Origin of the sequence: Senegalia massiliensis (assembly GCF_009911265.1) — a bacterium.
In the GTDB taxonomy this organism is placed as follows: Bacteria; Bacillota; Clostridia; order Tissierellales; family SIT17; genus Anaeromonas; species Anaeromonas massiliensis_A.
Genome location: NZ_QXXA01000019.1, coordinates 1 through 20,705 on the forward strand (window position 1 = coordinate 1; position 20,705 = coordinate 20,705).

26 protein-coding genes are annotated in these 20,705 nt (G+C 29.0%); 2 read left to right on the plus strand and 24 right to left on the minus strand.

Features of this window, described 5'->3' with window-relative positions; translation table 11 throughout:
* Positions 1-173 precede the first annotated feature (173 nt).
* Complete coding sequence (locus D3Z33_RS14585) at positions 174-359, plus strand: Spo0E family sporulation regulatory protein-aspartic acid phosphatase (RefSeq protein ID WP_160198513.1); 186 nt, start codon at positions 174-176, stop codon at positions 357-359.
* A 91-nt stretch (positions 360-450) separates the two neighbouring features.
* Here the strand turns inward: D3Z33_RS14585 and D3Z33_RS14590 are convergent, their stop codons facing one another.
* On the minus strand, positions 451-654 hold the full coding sequence (locus D3Z33_RS14590) for a hypothetical protein (RefSeq protein ID WP_160198514.1): 204 nt from the start codon (positions 652-654) through the stop codon (positions 451-453).
* 239 nt (positions 655-893) lie between these two features.
* Between D3Z33_RS14590 and D3Z33_RS14595 the strand changes: the two genes are divergently transcribed.
* A complete protein-coding gene (locus D3Z33_RS14595; protein ID WP_160198515.1) occupies positions 894-1,208 on the plus strand; it encodes a hypothetical protein in 315 nt (104 codons plus the stop codon).
* 169 nt (positions 1,209-1,377) lie between these two features.
* Here D3Z33_RS14595 and D3Z33_RS14600 read toward each other — a convergent pair whose 3' ends face one another.
* The 23 genes from D3Z33_RS14600 to D3Z33_RS14705 all read right to left on the minus strand — a co-directional run bounded on the left by D3Z33_RS14600 (position 1,378) and on the right by D3Z33_RS14705 (position 20,668).
* Positions 1,378-2,463 (minus strand): N-acetylmuramoyl-L-alanine amidase, encoded by a 1,086-nt coding sequence (locus D3Z33_RS14600; RefSeq protein WP_160198516.1) that lies wholly within the window; start codon positions 2,461-2,463, stop codon positions 1,378-1,380.
* A 3-nt stretch (positions 2,464-2,466) separates the two neighbouring features.
* A complete protein-coding gene (locus D3Z33_RS14605) occupies positions 2,467-2,925 on the minus strand; it encodes a phage holin family protein (protein ID WP_243153527.1) in 459 nt (152 codons plus the stop codon).
* Between the two features lie 23 nt (positions 2,926-2,948).
* A complete protein-coding gene (locus D3Z33_RS14610; RefSeq protein WP_160198517.1) occupies positions 2,949-3,143 on the minus strand; it encodes a hypothetical protein in 195 nt (64 codons plus the stop codon).
* Position 3,144: 1 nt separating this feature from the next.
* Positions 3,145-5,796: a DUF859 family phage minor structural protein gene (locus D3Z33_RS14615; protein WP_160198518.1), complete on the minus strand. Its 2,652-nt coding sequence runs from the start codon at positions 5,794-5,796 to the stop codon at positions 3,145-3,147.
* A gap of 5 nt (positions 5,797-5,801) precedes the next feature.
* On the minus strand, positions 5,802-7,649 hold the full coding sequence (locus D3Z33_RS14620; protein ID WP_160198519.1) for a phage tail protein: 1,848 nt from the start codon (positions 7,647-7,649) through the stop codon (positions 5,802-5,804).
* A gap of 11 nt (positions 7,650-7,660) precedes the next feature.
* Complete coding sequence (locus D3Z33_RS14625; protein ID WP_160198520.1) at positions 7,661-8,350, minus strand: phage distal tail protein; 690 nt, start codon at positions 8,348-8,350, stop codon at positions 7,661-7,663.
* A 2-nt stretch (positions 8,351-8,352) separates the two neighbouring features.
* The gene (locus D3Z33_RS14630; RefSeq protein WP_160198521.1) at positions 8,353-11,067 is read right to left on the minus strand and encodes a phage tail tape measure protein; all 2,715 of its coding nucleotides are present in this window, start codon (positions 11,065-11,067) and stop codon (positions 8,353-8,355) included.
* Between the two features lie 49 nt (positions 11,068-11,116).
* The gene (locus D3Z33_RS16555) at positions 11,117-11,254 is read right to left on the minus strand and encodes a hypothetical protein (protein WP_201750552.1); all 138 of its coding nucleotides are present in this window, start codon (positions 11,252-11,254) and stop codon (positions 11,117-11,119) included.
* Between the two features lie 86 nt (positions 11,255-11,340).
* Complete coding sequence (locus tag D3Z33_RS14635) at positions 11,341-11,904, minus strand: DUF5067 domain-containing protein (RefSeq protein WP_201750548.1); 564 nt, start codon at positions 11,902-11,904, stop codon at positions 11,341-11,343.
* A 66-nt stretch (positions 11,905-11,970) separates the two neighbouring features.
* Positions 11,971-12,567: a bacteriophage Gp15 family protein gene (locus D3Z33_RS14640; protein ID WP_160198522.1), complete on the minus strand. Its 597-nt coding sequence runs from the start codon at positions 12,565-12,567 to the stop codon at positions 11,971-11,973.
* 2 nt (positions 12,568-12,569) lie between these two features.
* Positions 12,570-12,959 carry a DUF6673 family protein gene (locus D3Z33_RS14645; protein WP_160198523.1) on the minus strand — a complete coding sequence of 130 codons (390 nt, stop codon included), beginning with the start codon at positions 12,957-12,959 and terminating at the stop codon, positions 12,570-12,572.
* A gap of 16 nt (positions 12,960-12,975) precedes the next feature.
* A complete protein-coding gene (locus D3Z33_RS14650; RefSeq protein ID WP_160198524.1) occupies positions 12,976-13,467 on the minus strand; it encodes a hypothetical protein in 492 nt (163 codons plus the stop codon).
* 12 nt (positions 13,468-13,479) lie between these two features.
* Entirely contained in the window at positions 13,480-13,899 is a 420-nt protein-coding gene (locus tag D3Z33_RS14655) for a hypothetical protein (RefSeq protein ID WP_160198525.1), read from the minus strand.
* Positions 13,900-13,903: 4 nt separating this feature from the next.
* Entirely contained in the window at positions 13,904-14,263 is a 360-nt protein-coding gene (locus D3Z33_RS14660) for a minor capsid protein (RefSeq protein WP_201750549.1), read from the minus strand.
* On the minus strand, positions 14,263-14,673 hold the full coding sequence (locus D3Z33_RS14665) for a DUF6751 family protein (RefSeq protein WP_160198526.1): 411 nt from the start codon (positions 14,671-14,673) through the stop codon (positions 14,263-14,265). Before D3Z33_RS14665 ends, D3Z33_RS14660 begins: the two co-directional genes overlap by 1 nt.
* Position 14,674: 1 nt before the next feature.
* Positions 14,675-15,004 (minus strand): hypothetical protein, encoded by a 330-nt coding sequence (locus D3Z33_RS14670; RefSeq protein WP_160198527.1) that lies wholly within the window; start codon positions 15,002-15,004, stop codon positions 14,675-14,677.
* Position 15,005: 1 nt separating this feature from the next.
* On the minus strand, positions 15,006-15,275 hold the full coding sequence (locus tag D3Z33_RS14675; protein ID WP_160198528.1) for a Rho termination factor N-terminal domain-containing protein: 270 nt from the start codon (positions 15,273-15,275) through the stop codon (positions 15,006-15,008).
* Positions 15,276-15,329: 54 nt separating this feature from the next.
* The gene (locus tag D3Z33_RS14680) at positions 15,330-16,376 is read right to left on the minus strand and encodes a major capsid protein (RefSeq protein ID WP_160198529.1); all 1,047 of its coding nucleotides are present in this window, start codon (positions 16,374-16,376) and stop codon (positions 15,330-15,332) included.
* A gap of 19 nt (positions 16,377-16,395) precedes the next feature.
* Complete coding sequence (locus tag D3Z33_RS14685; protein WP_160198530.1) at positions 16,396-16,794, minus strand: hypothetical protein; 399 nt, start codon at positions 16,792-16,794, stop codon at positions 16,396-16,398.
* Between the two features lie 12 nt (positions 16,795-16,806).
* The gene (locus tag D3Z33_RS14690) at positions 16,807-17,358 is read right to left on the minus strand and encodes a phage scaffolding protein (protein ID WP_160198531.1); all 552 of its coding nucleotides are present in this window, start codon (positions 17,356-17,358) and stop codon (positions 16,807-16,809) included.
* 172 nt (positions 17,359-17,530) lie between these two features.
* Positions 17,531-17,836 (minus strand): hypothetical protein, encoded by a 306-nt coding sequence (locus D3Z33_RS14695; protein WP_160198532.1) that lies wholly within the window; start codon positions 17,834-17,836, stop codon positions 17,531-17,533.
* Entirely contained in the window at positions 17,833-19,299 is a 1,467-nt protein-coding gene (locus D3Z33_RS14700) for a phage minor capsid protein (RefSeq protein ID WP_160198533.1), read from the minus strand. Before D3Z33_RS14700 ends, D3Z33_RS14695 begins: the two co-directional genes overlap by 4 nt.
* A gap of 10 nt (positions 19,300-19,309) precedes the next feature.
* Positions 19,310-20,668 carry a phage capsid protein gene (locus D3Z33_RS14705; protein WP_347561290.1) on the minus strand — a complete coding sequence of 453 codons (1,359 nt, stop codon included), beginning with the start codon at positions 20,666-20,668 and terminating at the stop codon, positions 19,310-19,312.
* Between the last annotated feature and the right edge of the window lie 37 nt (positions 20,669-20,705).

A 20,705-nucleotide genomic window follows, 5' to 3' on the forward strand; every position in this document is an offset into this window, starting at 1 on the left:
AATTAATTATTCTACAAAGTATAAAAAATTCCTTTATAAATCGTATGACAATTACAGACTTTTTATGACAAATAAGTTATAAAATTTAATATTTTGATTTATATTGTTTATAATTAGATTTTATATTATAATAAGAAAAGTGGGGAAAATAAAAAATATGAGAGTGTGGTTTTATGGGGAAAGTAAAAGATGTTGAAGAGAAAATGACAGCATTAAAAAAACAGATGCACAAACTACTACATAAGAATGATTTTATAATTACAACGGAAATAATAGATATAAGTCAAGAACTAGATGAGGTTATATATCTATATCATAAAATAAAATCAATTGACATAAAAAAGAACCAGGACGAATAGTCCTGGTTTATTTGTTTTTATTTTTCCTATTATACATTATTTATAAAGGTGATTTCTTATTTTTTAAAATACTAAATATGGATAATATTTTTTATTTTTCATCATTTTTCATTATAGTTTTATCTAAAATATAAGATATAACTATATAGTAAAAAACAAAAATGACAAAATCATAAAAAGTTTCCACTGAAAAAAATGGTACCTCTCTATAATTAAATCCAGCAATTTTATATGTAATACGTTGTAAAAATAATGTAAGAATAATTATAATTACGTTCTTAAATGTTTTTTTCATATTTACCTCCTAATATATAATTATGTATATTTTACTACATAATAAAAAATAAGGCTAGAGATTTCTCTCTAGCCTTAAAATCATGTCATATCACTTTTATTATATATGGTAAAATAAGTATGATTTAAATTCTATAATATGGTAAGATGTATATAATGCTGTTTAAAAAATAAATGCTTATAAAACAAATTTAATTAATATATATATAAGAATAATTCAACTAAAGGAGTGATGAATTAGTGATAACAATTAAACGAGACTCAGGATATGTAGATAAAACTCGTGCATATAAAGTTGTCCTCGATGGAAATCAAGTTGGGAAAATAAAGGGGGGTCAACAAATAGAGTTAGATGTAACTCCAGGTAATCATCAATTGTATTTAAAAATTGATTGGTGCCAAAGCAATATTATTGAGTTTGAAATGAATGAGAAGGTTATTAATTTTGAATGCGAAAGTAACTTGAAAGGTAAAACGTTTTGGGTACCATTTATACATTTAATATACGTTATATTCAAAAGAAAGCAATATATTTTGCTTAAAATAAAAAGATAAGTTCTAAATTTTCAATGCACAGTAACATGTTGTTAAAGGCACTACATTAAAGTAGTATAGTAGAACTATTTGATTTATTTTTTATAATACTTAATTAATTATCAAAATAAGAATTATTGTTTTAATCAAAAAACAAGGCTAGAGATTTCTCTCTAGCCTTAAAATAATCCTAAATCAATATTAAATCTTTTATATTCATAGCTGCAACAACAGTACCATTATAAGTAACAACTACTCTATTACCTTTAACTTGAGTAACTTTGTATATCCTGCTATATACATAATCTGCTAAGCTTGTACCTTTATATGTCTTAGCACCTTTTTTAATTTTAACTTTACTACCTACTTTTATAGTAGGTTTTGAAATTACTTCTTTATTCTGCTCTGGAAGATATACAGAATACCCTTTACTTTTTAATTTCTTTGCCATATTTAAAGCATTATTAAAATCAGCATATGCCCCAACCTGGACCTTATACAAATCACTTTCTTTTACTATATAAGTATCAAATCCTTTTACCTTTAATACTCTTTCTAACCTTTCAGCATTTTTCTTGCTTTCAAATGCTCCAGTTTGTACTTTATAAAGGTTTTTCGTTTGAGGTTTAGAAGTTCCTTTATATTTAACTCCAAAATATTTGCATATAGCTTTAATATAACATTTAGCTAACCTATTATGATATGATTCTCTCTCACTACCAAATATTCTGTTAAAATCTTTATTTCCACCCATAAATCCATTTTCAGTTAACATAAAAGCTCCAGGTAAAAATCTAGTTTCTCTAGTAATAGCTAGGTTAGTCCAGATTTTAAATTTAGAGTAATGTTTCCCATTCCCATGAGTTTCTAATCCTTCTTTTTTAACTTCATCTATAAATAGATCTTGAATCTTTTTAGATTTAGGACTATTTGCATACCAAACAAAACTACAAATACCATTTACGATAGATTTTTGATTCCAGTTATGATGCCCATCTAAGTATAAATCAAATCTTGATTTTTTTATTTTGTTAATCCTGTCGTATAGAGTTTGTTTATCAGATACTTTGCCTGCTCTATCATCTTTAACAAAAATAGTATCAAATACATCACTATAATTATCCCTTAATTCTCTATATACTTTTTTATACATTAAATTCATATTAGCATCATGCTCTTGATACACTTTACCATTTTTCTTAACAGCTTTCCCACCTGTTTTCTTATAAGTATAGTCATTATGTCCTGCTGCTATGCCTATCCTCTTTTTAGCCATTATTTATTCCCCTTTCTTAGTTAGGTTATTTATAACTTTTATAAGTGGATCTGGAATATCTATTCCCATATATCCCACATTTTCAATAATGCTAATACTTTCATTTGTTATAAATCCTATTATTACTGCATTTCTAACTATTTCAGTTCCAACTAATAAATCTAATTGTGTAGCCATTAAAACTATTGTTAATGTTATGCCTTTTTTCAAAAGTCCTATCCAACCGGCAAATGAATTTATTGTTCCATTTTTGCTCTTTTTACTATTTTTAAATACTGCAGCAACAACAAGTCCTGTGAGATAATCTATAGCCATAAAAATAATTAGAGTTTGCAATGCAGTATCCCATCCTCCCAGTAGTGTAGCTATTGCAGTACCAATGACTCCAATACCAGCAAATATGCTATTTTTTATATTAATTAAATTTTCCATATTTTCACCTTGCCTTTCTACTTTTTGCATTAAAAAAACACCCTTCTAGGTGCTTACTTTTTAGTTAAATTATTTATCCTAATATTATATTGTATATTTGCTGCTTCATTTATCTCATTAACTATTAGTCTTACTACTGATATAGGTAATTTAGAATTATTTAAAGTATCTAAGATTTTACTTTTAGTTTCGTGTATTACCAAATCAATATGCTTTTCTTTTCCTTTGTTTTCTTTATCTTTTTCCAACTTAAATCACCTCCATTAATCTATTTATTTCTTTTTGTTGTTGCTTAGTTATATTATTTAATTGTTGTATTGCTACCGTTAATAATGATATCATACCACCAATATCCCTAGCTTCTTCTTCTACAACTTCATTTCCTAAATCTTCTTCACTAATTTTTATTCCTAATTCTTCAAATCTAGTAAAATTAATTCTAGGTGCAATTTCACCTGTAACTTCAGACTTTTTAATTTTAATTCTTTTCCTTACAAAGTCAGGCAACGTATTATGATCTAAGCTGCCTTTCTGATCACTTTTTATATTAACAATTTCAGAAAGTGCATCACCAATAAAAAATGGAGTCCTGTCAGTTATTGATTGGGCTGACATATTTCCAGTTACATAAACATCATCACCACATTTTACCCTTCCTCCTAAAGGATTTAGTCGAAGTTCACCTAAATGTTGAGCATAATGTTCTGCTGAATGACCTACTTGTATCATTGCTATTCTATCATTAGATGTTCCTCCAACTATAAAAGACAACGCATTATTATAGTTTTCAATAAGTAAATTGGAATTATATTTTGAGTTCCAAACATCATTTGAACTAGGTGTTGCATTTATTAAATCTAATGTTCTATTAGTTGTTCTATTAATATGAACAGGACTTCCTATATAACCATTTATATTCAATCTATCTTGTAAATCACAACCATAAGATACAGTGAGATTTTTTGTTATATAAAATCTATTAGTATTTTTTTGATACTTCCAAATGACACCATTACCACCCCAATCATACATTTGAACACAATTGTCATAGTTTTGAGTGCTTTCAAAGCCAATATTTCCATCTGGAAACCTGAAATATATTTTGCTTGGGTTAATATTATCACCAATATATATATGTTCTCTTACTACCATATTTTTAGAAGCCTCTATATTTCCTCCAACTTCTAATTCATAATTTCCTTCATGACTTTTCCCTATAGCTAAATTTTCAAAAGGAACTCCTACTTTAATTTTATCTTTCAAGAAACTTAATAAAGCTATTCCTTCAGGTAATTCCATTGTAATTGTTAACCAATTACTAAATTTATCTTTTATCTCTAAGTACACAGAAAATGATTTATCATTAGGATGGTCTCCTATAAACTCATTTAGATCTACATGCTGCCATATTCCATTTTTGTGAGAATTATTTCCTGTAGCACTAGTTGTAGATCCACTCTCTACGCTATACCTAATATATAATTCATTAATGTCATTACCATTAATATTTACTACTGACCTTCTTAATTCAGCATTAATATAGCTTGATTCTTCATAATTATTTAATCTATCAGCACTATAGTTTACAGGCTCTGGTTCATAGTAATTAATTACTTGTATAGTAAAACTTCTACTTGCCTTATTCCCTCTACTATCTATAACAGTTAATACTGCAGTTTGATTGCTAGATTGATCTAAAGGTCCCCAATATATTTTTTTGCCTGTTTCACTTGTCCCACTTGTTGCAATAGAGTATTCATTTCCACCTATACTAAGCTTGTAACTTTTTAAAGTTGCACCTTTTTGAGAGGATGCTGTTCCAGCAGTTACTTCTAAATAAGACTTATTTCTTAATATTAGTTGATCATTATTTAATATAGCCTGTACATTAGTATCTGTATCTTTATAGGTCACTCCATCTATACTAGGGTTTGCATTAACTATAGTAAGTTCTCCATATTCATAAGTAGTACCTTGTACAGTTCCATTACTTCCCCATTTAGATACAATCTTTAGTCTAGTATTTGATTTATTAGATTGAACTCTACCATTGTAAATCTCATTTAATTGAGTACTTGTAAAGTTAAATATACCTTTAGTAGTTACATTACTAATTCTAGCAATCTCTTCCCACCTTTGTTCATCATGCCAAAAATACAAGTATAAATCATGATACATACTTGTAGATTTTCTAGAAATGTTTATAGTTAAATTTCCATCTGTATCAAAATCAGGTTCATTTGAAGTGGATAATCCTACAGTAGTAATTGTTATAGTTCCTGATGTAGTCCACAATCCACTATCTTTACTCCTCACTCTTATTTTAACTGTATATCTAGTTCCTGGTTTTAATCCAGTTATATAAAAATAATTAGATGAATTATGAGTATCCTGCCAACTCCCTCCATTTAAAGAGTAGTCAACATTGTCTATAGTTTTATCTGTTGCATAATTTATTTTAAATTGTGTACCCCTTATATTATTTGCATATAATGAAGTTATCTTTGCATAACGAGGTATAGTAGTTAAATCCATTGTGCCAGATTTACTTGCATTTCCTGTAGCTACACCTGACCATGTGATGCTAACTTCTTGATAAAAAGATATTGCTACATTTTTCTTAGTTCCGTTACTATTATGATAAACTTTCGTTGTACCACTTGCTATGGTTTTAGTTCCACTTCCCCCAATAGTAGTGCTACCGCTTTTTACTGTTGTACCATTTATTTTTATGTTATAGCTTTTACTTGCAGATGAATATACTTGTCTAGGTCTATAAAGTTTTAATGAGTATTCTAATATAGTATAGTTTCCTGATATACTTTGAGATTTTTGAGTTACATATAACTTTACATACGGACTATAACTATTTATACCTGGATTCCATGTTAATGTTGCCAATTATATCACCTCCCAGTCCATACTATATCTAGAGAATTATCTGTTTGTACAAATTTAACAGGAGGAATAAATAATCCCTTCTCTTTTATCATAAGGCCCATAACTTCTGTAATATCTCTATTAAGAGTAAATATTTTTTTATTGTTATAGTATCCTGCAAATTCTTCAGGACTCATAACTGTTTTACCTTTTCCATCTATACTATATACATTTACACCTTTACCATCTATTTTGACATTAAGAGTATAAACTTCTCCATTTGATTGAGTCCAAGACTCACTGCTTTCACCTTTAACAAGCATTAGATCCGTAAGCTCTAAAGGAGATAATTCACTTATCCCAGTAGCTGTAATCTTAAGCTTTAAGTTTGTATTTTCTAAACTATCAAATTGCATAGAAAAATTACCATCGAATAATTCTCCTATATCTTTATTAAATACTTCTACTATTAGTTCATTTGTAGCTATGTCATAAAGTCCTATTAAAATAGTGCCTGCTTCAGTTTGCTTTCTAAGTTTACCACTAAGAGTATAAATATTATTTGAAAACAAACTAACCTCTTGAGTTAATTCTCCTGCATAGATTTGCCATCCATGCTTTGCTATTCCTTCCATTATCCATGTAGATGTTGCTGGAATAATTACAGTATTTTGCATTCTTTCCCAGAAGTTAAATTCACCATATCCTACACTATTTTTAATAAGATTGTTACCTCCACCAACTTGCACTGTATATTTGAATTTATCAAATTCTTGTCTGAATTCAGTATAGTTATTTTCCATTTCCTTTTTATCTTCTAAATAGGATTGCTGTGAAACTTTACTTTGTACTGCATCATCTAATAATTCCAAACTAGCTTTAGTAGTTACTACATTGGTCCTTATCTCTGCTATTTCTTTTTCTTGTTCTGTTTCTAAATATCTTGCTCTATTTGCAATAGTAACTTTATCTTTATTTTTTACATATAAATACTTTGTCTTTTTAACTATTCTTTGCTTTTCTCTAGTATTAGTTTCTTTTTCAACTAGAGTTATAATATCTCCAGGTTCATAGGATAAAATTTCATAGCCTGTATTTCTACTTAAATCTTCTACTTGTGCTTCATAACTTCTTAATGGTTTAGCCCACTCATCTAGTTTTTTCTGTGCATCATATCTAAGGTTATATACATCTATATATCTTTCATCTTTCCAGTATAAAGTTATAACTTTATCACTGTACTCATGATTTTCAACATAAGGTATACCATCATTTATGCCTTCTATACCTAAATCATTTTTACCTTTTGGAATTAATCTAGTAGCAAAATCATAAGTATCAGAGGTAACAGATAAGTCTTTTAAATTTATCTCATCATGAAAATAAACACCCTTATCAGTGCCTAACTTTTCTTCTATATAAATTCTTTTATTTACATTATCAAATTTAATTTCAGCCTTAAATTTATCTACTGCTTTTTTTATTAATGCTAGCTTAGTAGTATTAGTACCTGTTACAGTTCTTTTTATTGTCATAGAGGATATTACAGTCCATCCCATACCTTGTAATAGATCATCTATCATATCTTTAATAGTCATTGTTATATATGCTTTATTTTCTACATACTCAATTAATTCTTCTAAGTCATATTTACCTACTACCTCATACCCTTTACTCTTTTTATTCTTTTCCTTTATTACAAAGTTACCTTCTCTAGTTTTAATATATCCTTCTTCTTCTATAATTTCACCTAGACTTAAAGGAATCTGGAATAGCAAAGTATCTGTTATATTAACTTCTTGATCTATTCTAGTGTTATCAGGACCTTCTATTCCTCTAATGTAATTTTTATTCTTATCAAATATCTTTAACATATTCCACCTCCTTAAATCCATCTAGGTTTGTACTTTATAATTATATCTAAAGTATCGTTATCTACAGATATATTATTTTCTCCTGGTTCCAATCGAGGAAAGCCCCAAGAATCATAATCTAGAAATTTATTCTCTCCATTTTCAGTAATAAGTCCCTTCACTCCATCTAATATTACTGTATTATCTATAGTAAGGTTATTAAGAGTAATGTCTTCTCCAAATCCAGTTATATTTACCGAAGCTACATCTATACTAGGAGTAATTTCTACTATAGCTGGAGTAGTATCATTACCTCCTACAAATATAGTTAGATCATTACTTTTATTAAAATTTATTGTTTTTTCTTGTTCTTCTTCAATTACTTTCATTTCTATAGATATAACTTCAAATCCATTAACTTTATTTTTTATGTCATTATTAACCATAGAACCTCTATAAAAGTTAAGTAAACTTTTAAACTTTATAGTAGCTATGGATATATCTTTTAATAGATTACTTTTATTCATTTCAATTTCTTCAGGAGTTCCTTGAAACTCTATCTCTATCAGTACTCTTTTATATTTTCTTTTTACTTTTTCATCGATAATAGGTTCTAAACTATTATCATTCCATTCATTATTTATAGTAGTTTCAGAAGGATAAATAATCCTGTTTAATAATTTAGCATTATATTCTGTTATATCTTTATTATTTATATACATGTTTATCCTTCCCTCCTTTTATTTCTTATAGCTATTTCTTTTGATGTATATGGAGCTGTCGCTGTAGCAATTTCTTCTCCATCAATCTCAAAAGTGGCATGAATATCGCCTGATAATACTACCTTTTCATCAGTATCATCATTATTTGTAGTTACTACATTGTATTTCTTAGAATCATTAGTAGCAGTAATCTTTGTTCCCACATCAGAACTTTCTAAATCAACTGTAGCCTTCATTTTTCTAGTCAATTTAGACATTTCACTATCTACATCACGTTGTAACTCTGGCATACCTTTTTCAATTCCTACACCAACACCTAAAGTTATGTTTTCTCCTACTTCATCTCTCATTACACGTGAAGGTGAATGAATACCAAATTTCTTTTTTATCCAACCTGTTACATCACCAGCAAACCCACTTATTTTATCTAATATCCACCTTTTAACATTCTTGATACCATCCCATATTCCTTTAACTAAGTTTTCACCTATTTTCTTCATATTAGACCAGCTAAATTTATCTTTAATAGCTTTAATTGAGCCCTCAGCCATTTCTCTAGCGACACTAGCTGCCTTCCATGCCATATTTTTTATTCCACTTGCTATATCACTTATCAAGTTTTTACCTATTTTATTTGAACCTCTGAAAAAATCTTTAATACCTTCAACTACATTAAAAGCTATGCTTTTTGCAGTAGTTCCTATATTCCTTTTCATAGATAAAAGCCCATCTTTAATCTTTAAGATTACACCTTTACCTAAATTCCACCAATTATACAAGGTAAATACATTTACTATAGCCATTATTATAGCTGGAATGTTTTTAACTAAAGTAGGTATTGAGTCTATTAAGCCCTTTATAAGTGCTACTATTATCTTTACTCCTGTTGCAATAATAGTAGGTAACATATCATATATAGCATTAGAAAATTCATTTATTATTCTAGGTACTTCAGCTATTAGAGTAGGTAAATTGTCAATTATTCCTTGTGCTAAAGCCATTATCATTTGAAGTGCTGCATTAAGAATTAATGGTAGATTCTCTATTATTTTATCTGCTATCATTATTACAAGCTCTATTATTTTTGTCATTAAAGAAGGTATGTTTCCAGAAATACCTTCTGCTAATGCAATCATAATCTGAACTCCTGAATCTATAATAGTTGGCAAATTCTCCATTAAGGCATTTATAATTGTATCTATAGCACTAATAGCAATAGGTATCAACTCAGGTAACATTTCTGCTATTCCTGTTGCTAAATTAGCTATTAATTCTATTCCTAATACCAATACTTCAGGCAATATCTCTAAGAATGAACTTATAAATGTTTGAATTAGAGTTATTGCAGATTCAGATATTTGTGGTAAATTTGCTCTTAAGCCTTCTAATAATGAATTTATTAGATTAACTCCTAATTCTAGTAGTTTTGGTGCACCTTCTGATAGTCTAAGTAGAATATCAGCAAGTATTTCTCCTATAACTTCTGCTGCACCTTCAAAACCATTTGGAATTTCTTCAAGATTATATCCGAACATTTCAGCACTCATGCCTGATTCTTTCATAGCTTGCTTAATGTCATCATGAGCTGTTAAAGTGCTATTTATTTTATCAATATATCCTGTAAGAGTTTCAACTACACCTTTTAAGGGACTATCCATATCTTCATATATAGTTATTCCTAGACCCTCTAAAGCAGATTTCATTATTTCTATTTTGCCAAGTAGATTATCATTCATAGTTTCAGCCATGTCAGCAGCTGCTCCATCTGCATTTGCTATATAATTAGATAATTCATCAAATCTTTCACCACTATTTGCAAGTAAAGCATTAGCACTTTTTAAATCTACTTTATTAAATATAGAATTTAAAACTTGAGTCTTTTCACCTTCTGTCATACCTACTAATGATTTATCTAAATCTTTAAATACATCATTTAAAGGTCTTACGTTTCCTTCTGCGTCTAAAACTTCTAGTCCTAATTCCTTCATTTTAATAGCAGCTTTATCTGTTGGGGCAGTAAGAGACAAAATAATATTTCTTAAAGCTGTTCCACCTTCTGCACCTTTTATACCATTATCAGCAAGTATTCCTAATGCTGTGTTAAGTTCTATAGTTCCACCAGCTAATACCTTAGCAGTACCACCTACAGTAAGTATAGCTTCACCAAGTTGTGAAACGCTTGTATTAGACTTCTGACTTGTCTTAGCTAGTTCATCAGTAAAACCTTCTAACTGACTCATTTCTAAACCCAACGCACTCATACTGTCAGTAACTAAATCACTAGCATATGCTAAATCTAATCCTCCAGCAGCAGCCAAATTTAAAACAGTAGGTAATGCTTTTACAGATTTTTCAGCATCATATCCAGCAAGTGCCAAATAATTTAAAGCTTCCGCTGATTGACTTGCACTAAATTGAGTGGTCTTTCCTGCATCTTTAGCAGCCTTCTCTAACATTTTAAAGGATTTATCACCTTTATTTATTTCATCTACAGTTATTCCCATAGTCGCTGCCACTTGACTCATACTAGCTTTAAAATTACTTCCAACTTTTGCAGATGCAACACCTATGCCTACTACTGCTGCTGTTGCAGCAACCATAGAAGCAGCTACTGTTTTAGCAGCAATGCCAGCAGAACTTTTTAAAGCACTAACACCCTTTTTAAAGCCTTTTTCATCTATCCTGGTGTCAAAAATAAGAGAACCATCTTTTGCCATACTCTCACCTCGCTTTCTAGGTTTGAATAACGGCTCAATGGCTCACAAATTATTCTATATTTATTTCAATTTCTTTTTTGCAATTTTTACATTTTATATATATTTTTTTGCTTTTAGCATTCTCATTATATTTTAGTATCTTCTGGTTACAATGAGGACATCTATACCATTTTTTATTATCTTTCACACTAAATATCACCTCATTTTTTGCATAGAAAAAGCACCCTATCTAAGAGTGCTATATTATATCTATTAATGTTTTACAAATTTCATTTATTTTATCTCGTATTCTTCTCTACCTATTTCTTCTCCAGCAATCCCTTGATTAGCTACTAACGTCACTGGAGTTTCTAAATCATCTAATTCATAAGCAATAGAGTTTTCCACTGTGCCATCTTTTTTGATTGCTTCTGATTGAGAGTCTAAGTGATTTTCATCTGGCAATGAGCCAACTTCTAATTCATTTATTGCATTTTCATCATTATCTTGAATAGCAGTAAATACTGCAATCCATGCTGTTAAAGGATCTATCTCCTTATCAGTAAGATTTGTTGTTTCATACCAAATAGCGAATACTGGTTTTTCACCATATTCATTTCCAGCTTCTCCTACTGGTATAACTTTAGTTTCTTTAATTTTGATTTTTAGATCTTCAATTTTCACTTCGTTGTCTTTAAAGTAAACATCATTCTTGCTTTCATCTTTGTTTTCTTCTGCATCACTTTCTTGAGTATCTACTGAAGTATCTTCTGTATCTTCATCTTTAGAGCTATCTCCACAAGCTATCAATGAAAACGTCATTAATAAAATCATGAATAATGCTAATATTTTTTTCATAATATCCCTCCACAAATATATTTTATGTATCTACTTAAATATATCAAATAGAGGAATATTTTTCAATTAAAATATAGACGATAATACATTGTCAAAGTCATTTTCTTTTTCTTCTTGTGTCCTATTGTCAGGTAAAGCATATATCTCTTTCATTTTTCTATAATATTTTTTATCATTATCACTCATATCACTGCTTATAGTTATAGACCTATAGCCCATAATTTTAGATATTAGATTATCATCTTTTAAGCTTTTAAACATAGCCTTGAATTTCCACCAATGAAGATGTTCTATATCTTGCAAATCTATTCCATATTGATCTAAAAAAGCCGAATATATATATTCATCATCATGTCCAAAAGAGTATATATTATCAGCTTTTTTAGAGTTATTATTTGCATTTTCTGTATTATTAGAATTACTTATATCATCTTCTTTTCCACATTTATAAAACCAAAGTATCTTTTCAACTGCCTTATTTAAATTATCAGGAACTTCTTCATAATATAAATTCAAAGCCATTTTTAATTTTTCATCTTCTGGAATAGAATTGTCTTGCATTAGTAATTCAAACATCATACTAATTCTAAAACAAGTATTTATTTTATAATCTATTCCATCTATTTCAACTGTATCAGGAACTAAATCAATTAAAATATTCATATCTATTTCTTCTTATTTTTATTACTTCTTCTTTGTGCTCTATTTGGAGAATAAGCCTTAAACTTATTATCCATATCTGCTTTAACTTCTATATTAATAGAATTTATTATATTTAAAGCATCAAATAAATTTACTTTTTTTCCTTCAAATATTTTTTTGCTAGCACTTTCACCTAATATTTTATCAATAGTATCAAGACAAAACTGTATAGTCTCTTTCAAAGCTTTAATATAATCCTTATTTTCACCTATGTCTTCTGCCTTTTTTTGAGCTTCTTCACTAAAGTTTGAAACTTTTTCAAGCAATTCAGGATCTCCTGTATTAAGTGTAAAAACATGTCCTGCTATATCTAATTCTAAATCACTATTTTTAAGTTCTATTTTCTTAGCCATTATTTAACATACCTCCTTATATACCTGCTCCATCTTCAACAAATGTACAAGTTTCCCAATTATCAGTAGATGTAGCTTCACCAGTTATCTTTTGTCCTTTAACTTTAAAAGTACCTCCATAAGAATATGCTTCTAATTTATCCCCTTCAGTTCCTGGAACTAATACAAAATCTCTCTTAGTTGCTACAAAACTATCTGCAGTAGCTCCTGGTTTACTTAAATCTACTGATAAAAGAGTTACTATTGCATCTGCTCCAATTTTTTCACCATCTATAATATCAACTAACTTGCTATGAACTTCATCATTTTCCATCTGATCAAAATTAAACTCTACTGAAGTTGATATTGCTACTACATCAGTAGTTTCTTGGTCTAAATCTACATATTGCCTTGTATATTCTTTAGGATTTTTTGATTTAGAAAAAGCAGTAAATGCTTTCATTCTATTAAAAGTACCAGATGTTCCTTCCATAAAACTTAATTTTTGTGACCTCTTAACTAATTTCATATTTAAAACCTCCTATTTATCTTCATAATATATTAATCTACATTGAATTTGATATCTTGCTGTATCTTCTGTAGATCCAAATAAATAACCAGAGCTCATTGCTTCTATTGAGTCTGATTCTTTGTTACCTTCTAATAAAGGTAATTCTCCTAATTCTGTTTTTGTATCTAACCATTCAGAAAACTTTTCATAAAATCCACTGTTCTCTATATTCTGCAATACATCAGGGCCATAAAACTCTCTAGATCCAAATACAAATACATATTGTTTTAGTTTTCCACCATCTACATATTGTTTTAATATAGAATCAGTAGGTATACTATCAATAGTATATTCTGTTGCATTAGGTCCTAAAAAATCTACATTTAGTTTTGCAAATTCATCTAATAAAGGACATACTGATATAAAATCTCTTATTTTATCTATAATCAATTTATCACCTTCTAGCTCCAGCTATATCAATAGCTCCATTTAATATAGTTTTTTTATTATCTATTTTACTTCTTTCAAAAAAGTAAGCACCACGCAATGGAGCTCCACTAAAATTAAATTGTGGATTATAGTACATTCTTCTAGCATAAGGTGTTCTATATACTACTTCACCACTACCAATTTTAGTATTTCTTGTACCACTTTCCTTAAGCTTTCCATCTCTAAAAGGTACATATTTATCAGTAAGCTTTAAGACTTCACTATCTACATACCTTTGTACTCTTCCCCTTGCTTCAAGTCCTCTACCTATTAAAAGTACATTTAAAGCAGCCATTTGAACTTTACTATCAAATCCTATTCCCATTACTTAGCACCTACTTCCCAGTGTCTCATTCTTAAACTTCCAAAATCTTTAGTATCTACAGATGTTATAGTATAAGCATCATAATTCTTATCTAATTCTGATAATTTGCCTGTTATCTCAAAATCAATATCACCTTTTACAACTCTATCACCCTCTTGAAGTGTAAAATAGTTGGATTTATCGATTAATTTTTGGAATTCTATTGGATTTTTATATGTTTTATTGGAATCAACACTAAAAGGAATAACTATCATAGCTTCATCAGCATTTTCCATACCACTTTTAATTGTATTTACTGCTTTTTTATTATCAAAGAAAACTCCTTTTAAGACTGTTCTTTGATACTTGTCTAATCTAGAAGCCTTATCAAAATACTTATTATATATAGTTATATCTGCATTTGTTCTCATGCTATACACCCCTATATAATAATCCAGTATGAGCTAGATATTTATATATAATCTTCTTTTTCTTTTTATCTACACTATCTTTCTTATCTGTATTATAAGATACAGAATAGGTTCCTACTGATTCACTTGCTATTTCTTTATCATCAGATTGCGATAATTTGTATAGATAATCTATAAGCTCACACAAAGCATATTTAACATTTATGTCACTATAATTAGATCTATTAAGTGTATAGTATTTAACCTCACTCATAGCTTGAATTAAAAGCATTGGAAATTCTTCAGAAGGTGCTTTACCTCCATATTCCATTTCATAGAATTTATAATCCATTTTACTCATCCTTTATTGCTTTAATTAATTCCTCTTTATTCATACTTGAGTAACCTTTTATTCCTTCTTGTTTTGCTTTATTTTTCAGTTCATCAAGTTTCATATTCTCCAGGATAACTTCCTCTGACTCAGACTCTTTTTTTCCCAAATCTTGTATAAGTTCAAATAAATCATTATTCATATCTTTTTCTTCTATTTCTAATTCTTCACCGACTTCATATCTTTTTTCACGATAAACTGGTGTTTTTACTTTAACTAGATACATACTCATAACATTTCACTCCTTATATTTAAAATAAAAAGACAAGGAAATTAATCCCTGTCTTTATTGATGTACAGTTGCAATAAACACTTCATCTATGTTTTCAAATGAAGGTAATGTAATCATTGATACTTTAGTTGATACATTCACTGGATCTGTTTCCTCAGTAGTTGTTATTGCCATACCTTTATTAACAATAGATACTTCTGCTTTATTACTAGTCATTAAGTCAGATTCCTCAGGAGTAGTACCAAAATAAGTATTACCTAAGTTTTTATCTGGATATAGAGTGAATTTATCATCAGGGAAGAATTGTTTAGTTTCTCCACCTTCTGCATATCTTCTATTATAAACTGTGATTGTCACATTAAGTTTACTTTCTAAATATTGAACTAACATTTTATCTGTCATTATAATATTCTGTCCACCAGCTGGATTCATATCTAATTTAATCTTTTTATTATTCATTAGATAGTTCCAAACCTTCCTAGTACAGATTGCTTTAGTAGGCTCAACTCCTGTATCATCTATAATTACATCTTTCCATCTTTGAATATCTGCTACTGGATTAGAACTCTCTAAATCACTCCACATTGCAGTAGATATTAAAGCTTCTTTATGATTTGAATTAAATTTATAGTCATAATCATAAATAACCCCATCACTTACAGCTGATATCTTACCATCTGACAATAGCTGCATTCTCATTCTTTCTTCTTGAGCTTCAGCACCATCTAGTAAAGTTGTAGTATCATCAAATATTTTAGTCAATATTAAATCAATGTAATCTTGATTTCCACTAGCTATTATTTTATTAAGCTCTTGTCTATCCTTCTCTTTAACTAGCATACTCTCTTTAAAGAAAGGCATTTCAGTTTGTATTTCTTGAATGCCAATTCTATCTCTTATATCTGATTTCGCATCAAATGCACTAGCTTTAAGTACAACTGGTACCCCCTTCGAACCTTTAATCCATCTTAAATCTAATCCCAGTTGTTTTTTTCTTGGGAATAATGACTGACCAAAATATTCAGTTTTGTTATCCTTAGAAGCATTGTAATATGTTCCTATTTCTTTAGCCTTTATATAATCATATATACTTAAAGTCATAATCTATCAATCTCCTTTTCTATACAGTAAATGTTATTTGTTTTAATGCAGCTTTAGCATCTGCAACAGGTGCTTTTGGTAATTTGCTTAACTTAATAAAACCATGTATTACCATAGATCCTGCAGCAGGTCCATGAGTTACATCCACATCATAAAGTAATACTCCTTCAGCATCTACTCCTGCTCCTGCACTTCCAGTAGCACCACCTTGAGTATTTTTTTCTACCACTATTTCTCCATCATTTTCTAATCTAGGTGCTATTTTACCACCTATAATAGTACCAGCAGGAACTATTTTTTTACCATCTACTAGCGATATGTTTTCATCACTAACAGTTACTGGTATTCCTACATAATGATCTAATACTCTTAATATTTCTTTATTGTTTGTATAATTATTTACTACAAATTTACTCATACTCTATACCTCCTAATTTTCTTTAACTTTTCTTGCTAATCTTGCACCTAAACTTTCAGATTTGTCATTCTTATTGGTGTTTCCAGGTCTAATAAATGTAGATGAAGATGTAGTTTCTTCTGATTCAAATAAATAATCATTTTCTTCTTTTAACTTTTCTAGTTGATCATTTAAACCTACTATTTCATCTTTATTAAGCTTTAGACCTTCCATATCTAATAGAGCTTTTACAGCTTTAATATTTTTAGCCTTAGCACCACTTAAAGCACCTTCAAGCTTATGTTCAAACTGTAATTTTTCCATCTCTTGCTTAGCTTTATTTTGTGCTTCTTCATATTTAGTTTTATATTCATCTGCTGCAGCTTTAATTTTTTCAACATCCATTTCCTTAAATTCTTCTATTTGTTCATTAGCTGCTTTTAATTGCCCTTGCAAGGTTTCTAATTCTGTCTCCTTTGTAGATAAATCACCTTTTGCTTTTTCAATATCTTTACCATTTTCGGCCATTATTTTGTCTATTGATTCTTTTTCTAATCCTAATTCTTCTAAAAACTTTCTTTCCATTATTCATTCTCCTTTCAATCTACGCTTATTTACGTGAGTTGCTTTCACTTGATTTCTATTAGTTACGCCAATAGTAAGCATAAAAAATAAGCCTTTTTAATGTCTATTGCTTAAAGACAATTTCAAAGTTGGCATTAAAAAACCACCCATCAATTTAATTTGATTAAGTGGCTTATATTTTAATACCTTGTTTTTGAAATTCTGCTCTTAGAACCCCTTGGTAATCTTCAACTAACTCCCATTTCCCTCCTTTAGAACTTCCATCTAATGGAGCTGGGTTTCTCATAGAATATAAATAATCTTCCTCACTATCATCTACAATTCTTACTAAATCATCTTTTAAAACTTCAACAACATCATATAATATACCATCAGATAAACTTAAAGCACCAAAGCTTTCTCCTATATATTTTATTTTTCCAATGGATTCCATTTCTATATATTCATCTGTTTCTGACTGATATACTCTTATAATCATTTATTATCACCTCTATACTTCAACTTTACTTCATATTGTTTTCCTTCTAATTCATACCAATGAATATCAAAAATAAACTTATCTGATTGTATTTTACCTACTTTCTTATCCCAATCTTCTGCTTTTCCACCGTATGTTTTTTCTAATCTAAACCTATCTCTCAATTCCTTATTGCTATTTTTACCTGCTATAGTCTTAGTATTTTTAAAGACTGTATTAGTAGGAATAAATCGTTTTTTGCCTTTCATAACATATGAAAATTGTTTTTGTAAATAATCTCTTTCTTTTCTTTCTGCCCAAACACTCTTACTGCTTATACTTCTATTATACCCATAAACCCCAGTTCTATCAAGCTTTTGTCTTAGTTTTGCTTTTCTACTAAAATCTTTATATAGTTCTTTTTGTCTTCTTAACTTAATACTTGCAGCAGTAAAATCTTCTTTAAGTCCTGCAGCATCATATGCTATTAAATTTCTTTTAGTCTTTTTAATCTGCCTTCCTATATATCTTTGTTTTTGTGAAGCTTCATAAGCTGTATATACTTTTCCATCATATTCAAATGGAGGAGGATCTATATTATCTAAATCACTCTGTAAATAAGCGGGCTTTGATATTCCTTCAAAATATGGAAACCATCCATGTCTACAGTTATAACCTTGAAATCCATCACCAGAATTATATCCTATATCATCTAATGTTAAATAACCAGGTTTTCCACTTCTAGATACAATTTGACCTTGCCATTCTTTATGACTTGGTCTTGCACCACTATGAGCAGTAATTTCCATTAAATCTTGATACATCATATCAGCATTCATCTCTGACATTCTACCTGTTATTTGAGTAACTCCTGTCATAACAGTCATTCTTACAGCACTATCAATATGATATTTTCTTCCACTATTATAATCTATAGTTCTTATTCCACTATCAGATAACTTTTTAACTGTATTTTTTAGAACTGTATTATAATCAAATGCATCACTTCCTAACTGAAATACTGCATAATCTAAAGTGTCTTTATAAAACTTATCTAAATCTTTAAACTTACCACCATCTACAAAACCTAATGTATTAGTTATGTTTCTTAATTCTCCTTTAGTTTGTTTTATAACTCCAATTATAAAACTATTCATCATAGGATTGTCATTTATACCAGGTAAAGTCTTACCACCTAGTTTATATAACTCCTTATCATTTTGATAAGATAAGTAAGAACTATTCTCTAATAATTTTTCTACTTCTTTTTCACTTTTATCTATACTTTTAGCTATTTCCTTTTTAATATCAGTTAGTTTATAACCCATTTTAGCTAATACATCTATTTGATAATCAGCAGTTTCTGTAAGCTCCATACCTTCTGCTATCCTTCTTGCAACATCAGCTATTACCTCTTCTTCTAACTCTTCAAATATTCTTATTATATTATCAGGTAATCCTTTTAAATATTTAGGTGTTAGCAATTTATATCACCTACTCTATGCCATCATCTGGAACTTTATTATTATTCATATTAGGTAGCATATCTTTAGCTTGATCCTCTGTAACTCCATATCTTTCCATTAGATACTTTTCAGGTTTAATCAATCCTGCTGCAACTTCTTGTAGCATTATAGCTTGTTCTGATTTACTATCAATAATAATACTGTCATCAAACTCAAAACTAACTTCATATTCCCCTTTGCCACCTAATTTATCATTATCAGCAAGATAATTCATAGCATATAGTAACTGCTCTAGGCTTACTCTTAAGGCCTTTTGTATATCTACTACAGTAGAATAAGATCTTTGTTTACTAGCTTTTATTTCTTCTGCTGTTTTTTCTATTAATTCAATATCACTTAAAGTACCATATGCAAGTCCACAGTTAAACTCAACTCTTTTAAGTAGTTTATTTAGTCCATTGAATAAAGGCTCATCTCTAATATCAGGATTAAATAGTTTATAAAAATTTTCATCTTCTGTATCTAAGCTTCTGAATATTCTCTTTTTACCCTTAGGTAATTCTCCATTATTAATCATATCTATATTTGCATCTATAGCTAATTCTGTTCCTTCATATTCCCAAAGTATTTTAGTATACTGCTTATCTATTTCTTTCATAATATTTACTGCTTTAGAATATACTGATACTCCTAGATTACTTTTACTATCTATACTATTAGCTAATGGCATTTTAAAGTAAGCAAATAGAGGTTTTTCTACGTTCTTAAGGTTTACTTCTGGTATTATATCTTTCCATGCTTCTACTTCTGTAATCTCTATTTCTTTACCTGCTTCGTTATAGCACTTATTAGATATATAATAAATACCATCATTTAATAAATGATGGTATTCTAATCTTGTATATTTCTTATTCTTTTCTATTGTTGTATCTGGAAATATTGCAGCTATTAAATCTCCACTGGAACTAAATTTAACTGGATAAAACTCTCCTTGTTGTATATAGTCTACTGCTATATCTTTACCATCTACAAAAGGTTTAAATATAATTCCACCTTTAGCAGCTGCATATTCAGTATTTACTCTAATCTTATCTATAACTTTTTGATATTGATCATTTAAGTATGATGCTCTTTGCGATTTAATTTTAGATTCGCCTTCTTTTTTACCTGTAACTTCTGATTTCATTTCTATCGTTACAAGTCTAGCTAATTCACTAGCAATACTAGAAGATATATTAAGGCTCTGCAAATCTTCCTCTTCTAACCAAGGAGGATTATCTTCATACATCTGAGTCCATAATTCAATAGCTTTAGTCATTTCATCTGATATGTCTATATCTACATCTATATTATTTTCTAAATTCTTATTAGGAAATATCTTACTCACCACCTTGCTTATTAAACTCTTTGTTCTCTCAAACAAT

Bases quoted from the DNA above. Each gene is read 5' to 3' on its own strand.
- D3Z33_RS14585 (WP_160198513.1), top strand. From the start codon at position 174: ATGGGGAAAGTAAAAGATGTTGAAGAGAAAATGACAGCATTAAAAAAA.
- D3Z33_RS14590 (WP_160198514.1), bottom strand. From the start codon at position 654: ATGAAAAAAACATTTAAGAACGTAATTATAATTATTCTTACATTATTT.
- D3Z33_RS14600 (WP_160198516.1), bottom strand. From the start codon at position 2,463: ATGGCTAAAAAGAGGATAGGCATAGCAGCAGGACATAATGACTATACT.
- D3Z33_RS14605 (WP_243153527.1), bottom strand. From the start codon at position 2,925: ATGCAAAAAGTAGAAAGGCAAGGTGAAAATATGGAAAATTTAATTAAT.
- D3Z33_RS14620 (WP_160198519.1), bottom strand. From the start codon at position 7,649: ATGTTAAAGATATTTGATAAGAATAAAAATTACATTAGAGGAATAGAA.
- D3Z33_RS14625 (WP_160198520.1), bottom strand. From the start codon at position 8,350: ATGTATATAAATAATAAAGATATAACAGAATATAATGCTAAATTATTA.
- D3Z33_RS14630 (WP_160198521.1), bottom strand. From the start codon at position 11,067: ATGGCAAAAGATGGTTCTCTTATTTTTGACACCAGGATAGATGAAAAA.
- D3Z33_RS14635 (WP_201750548.1), bottom strand. From the start codon at position 11,904: ATGAAAAAAATATTAGCATTATTCATGATTTTATTAATGACGTTTTCA.
- D3Z33_RS14640 (WP_160198522.1), bottom strand. From the start codon at position 12,567: ATGAATATTTTAATTGATTTAGTTCCTGATACAGTTGAAATAGATGGA.
- D3Z33_RS14645 (WP_160198523.1), bottom strand. From the start codon at position 12,959: ATGGCTAAGAAAATAGAACTTAAAAATAGTGATTTAGAATTAGATATA.
- D3Z33_RS14650 (WP_160198524.1), bottom strand. From the start codon at position 13,467: ATGAAATTAGTTAAGAGGTCACAAAAATTAAGTTTTATGGAAGGAACA.
- D3Z33_RS14660 (WP_201750549.1), bottom strand. From the start codon at position 14,263: ATGGGAATAGGATTTGATAGTAAAGTTCAAATGGCTGCTTTAAATGTA.
- D3Z33_RS14665 (WP_160198526.1), bottom strand. From the start codon at position 14,673: ATGAGAACAAATGCAGATATAACTATATATAATAAGTATTTTGATAAG.
- D3Z33_RS14670 (WP_160198527.1), bottom strand. From the start codon at position 15,004: ATGGATTATAAATTCTATGAAATGGAATATGGAGGTAAAGCACCTTCT.
- D3Z33_RS14675 (WP_160198528.1), bottom strand. From the start codon at position 15,275: ATGAGTATGTATCTAGTTAAAGTAAAAACACCAGTTTATCGTGAAAAA.
- D3Z33_RS14680 (WP_160198529.1), bottom strand. From the start codon at position 16,376: ATGACTTTAAGTATATATGATTATATAAAGGCTAAAGAAATAGGAACA.
- D3Z33_RS14685 (WP_160198530.1), bottom strand. From the start codon at position 16,794: ATGAGTAAATTTGTAGTAAATAATTATACAAACAATAAAGAAATATTA.
- D3Z33_RS14690 (WP_160198531.1), bottom strand. From the start codon at position 17,358: ATGGAAAGAAAGTTTTTAGAAGAATTAGGATTAGAAAAAGAATCAATA.
- D3Z33_RS14695 (WP_160198532.1), bottom strand. From the start codon at position 17,836: ATGATTATAAGAGTATATCAGTCAGAAACAGATGAATATATAGAAATG.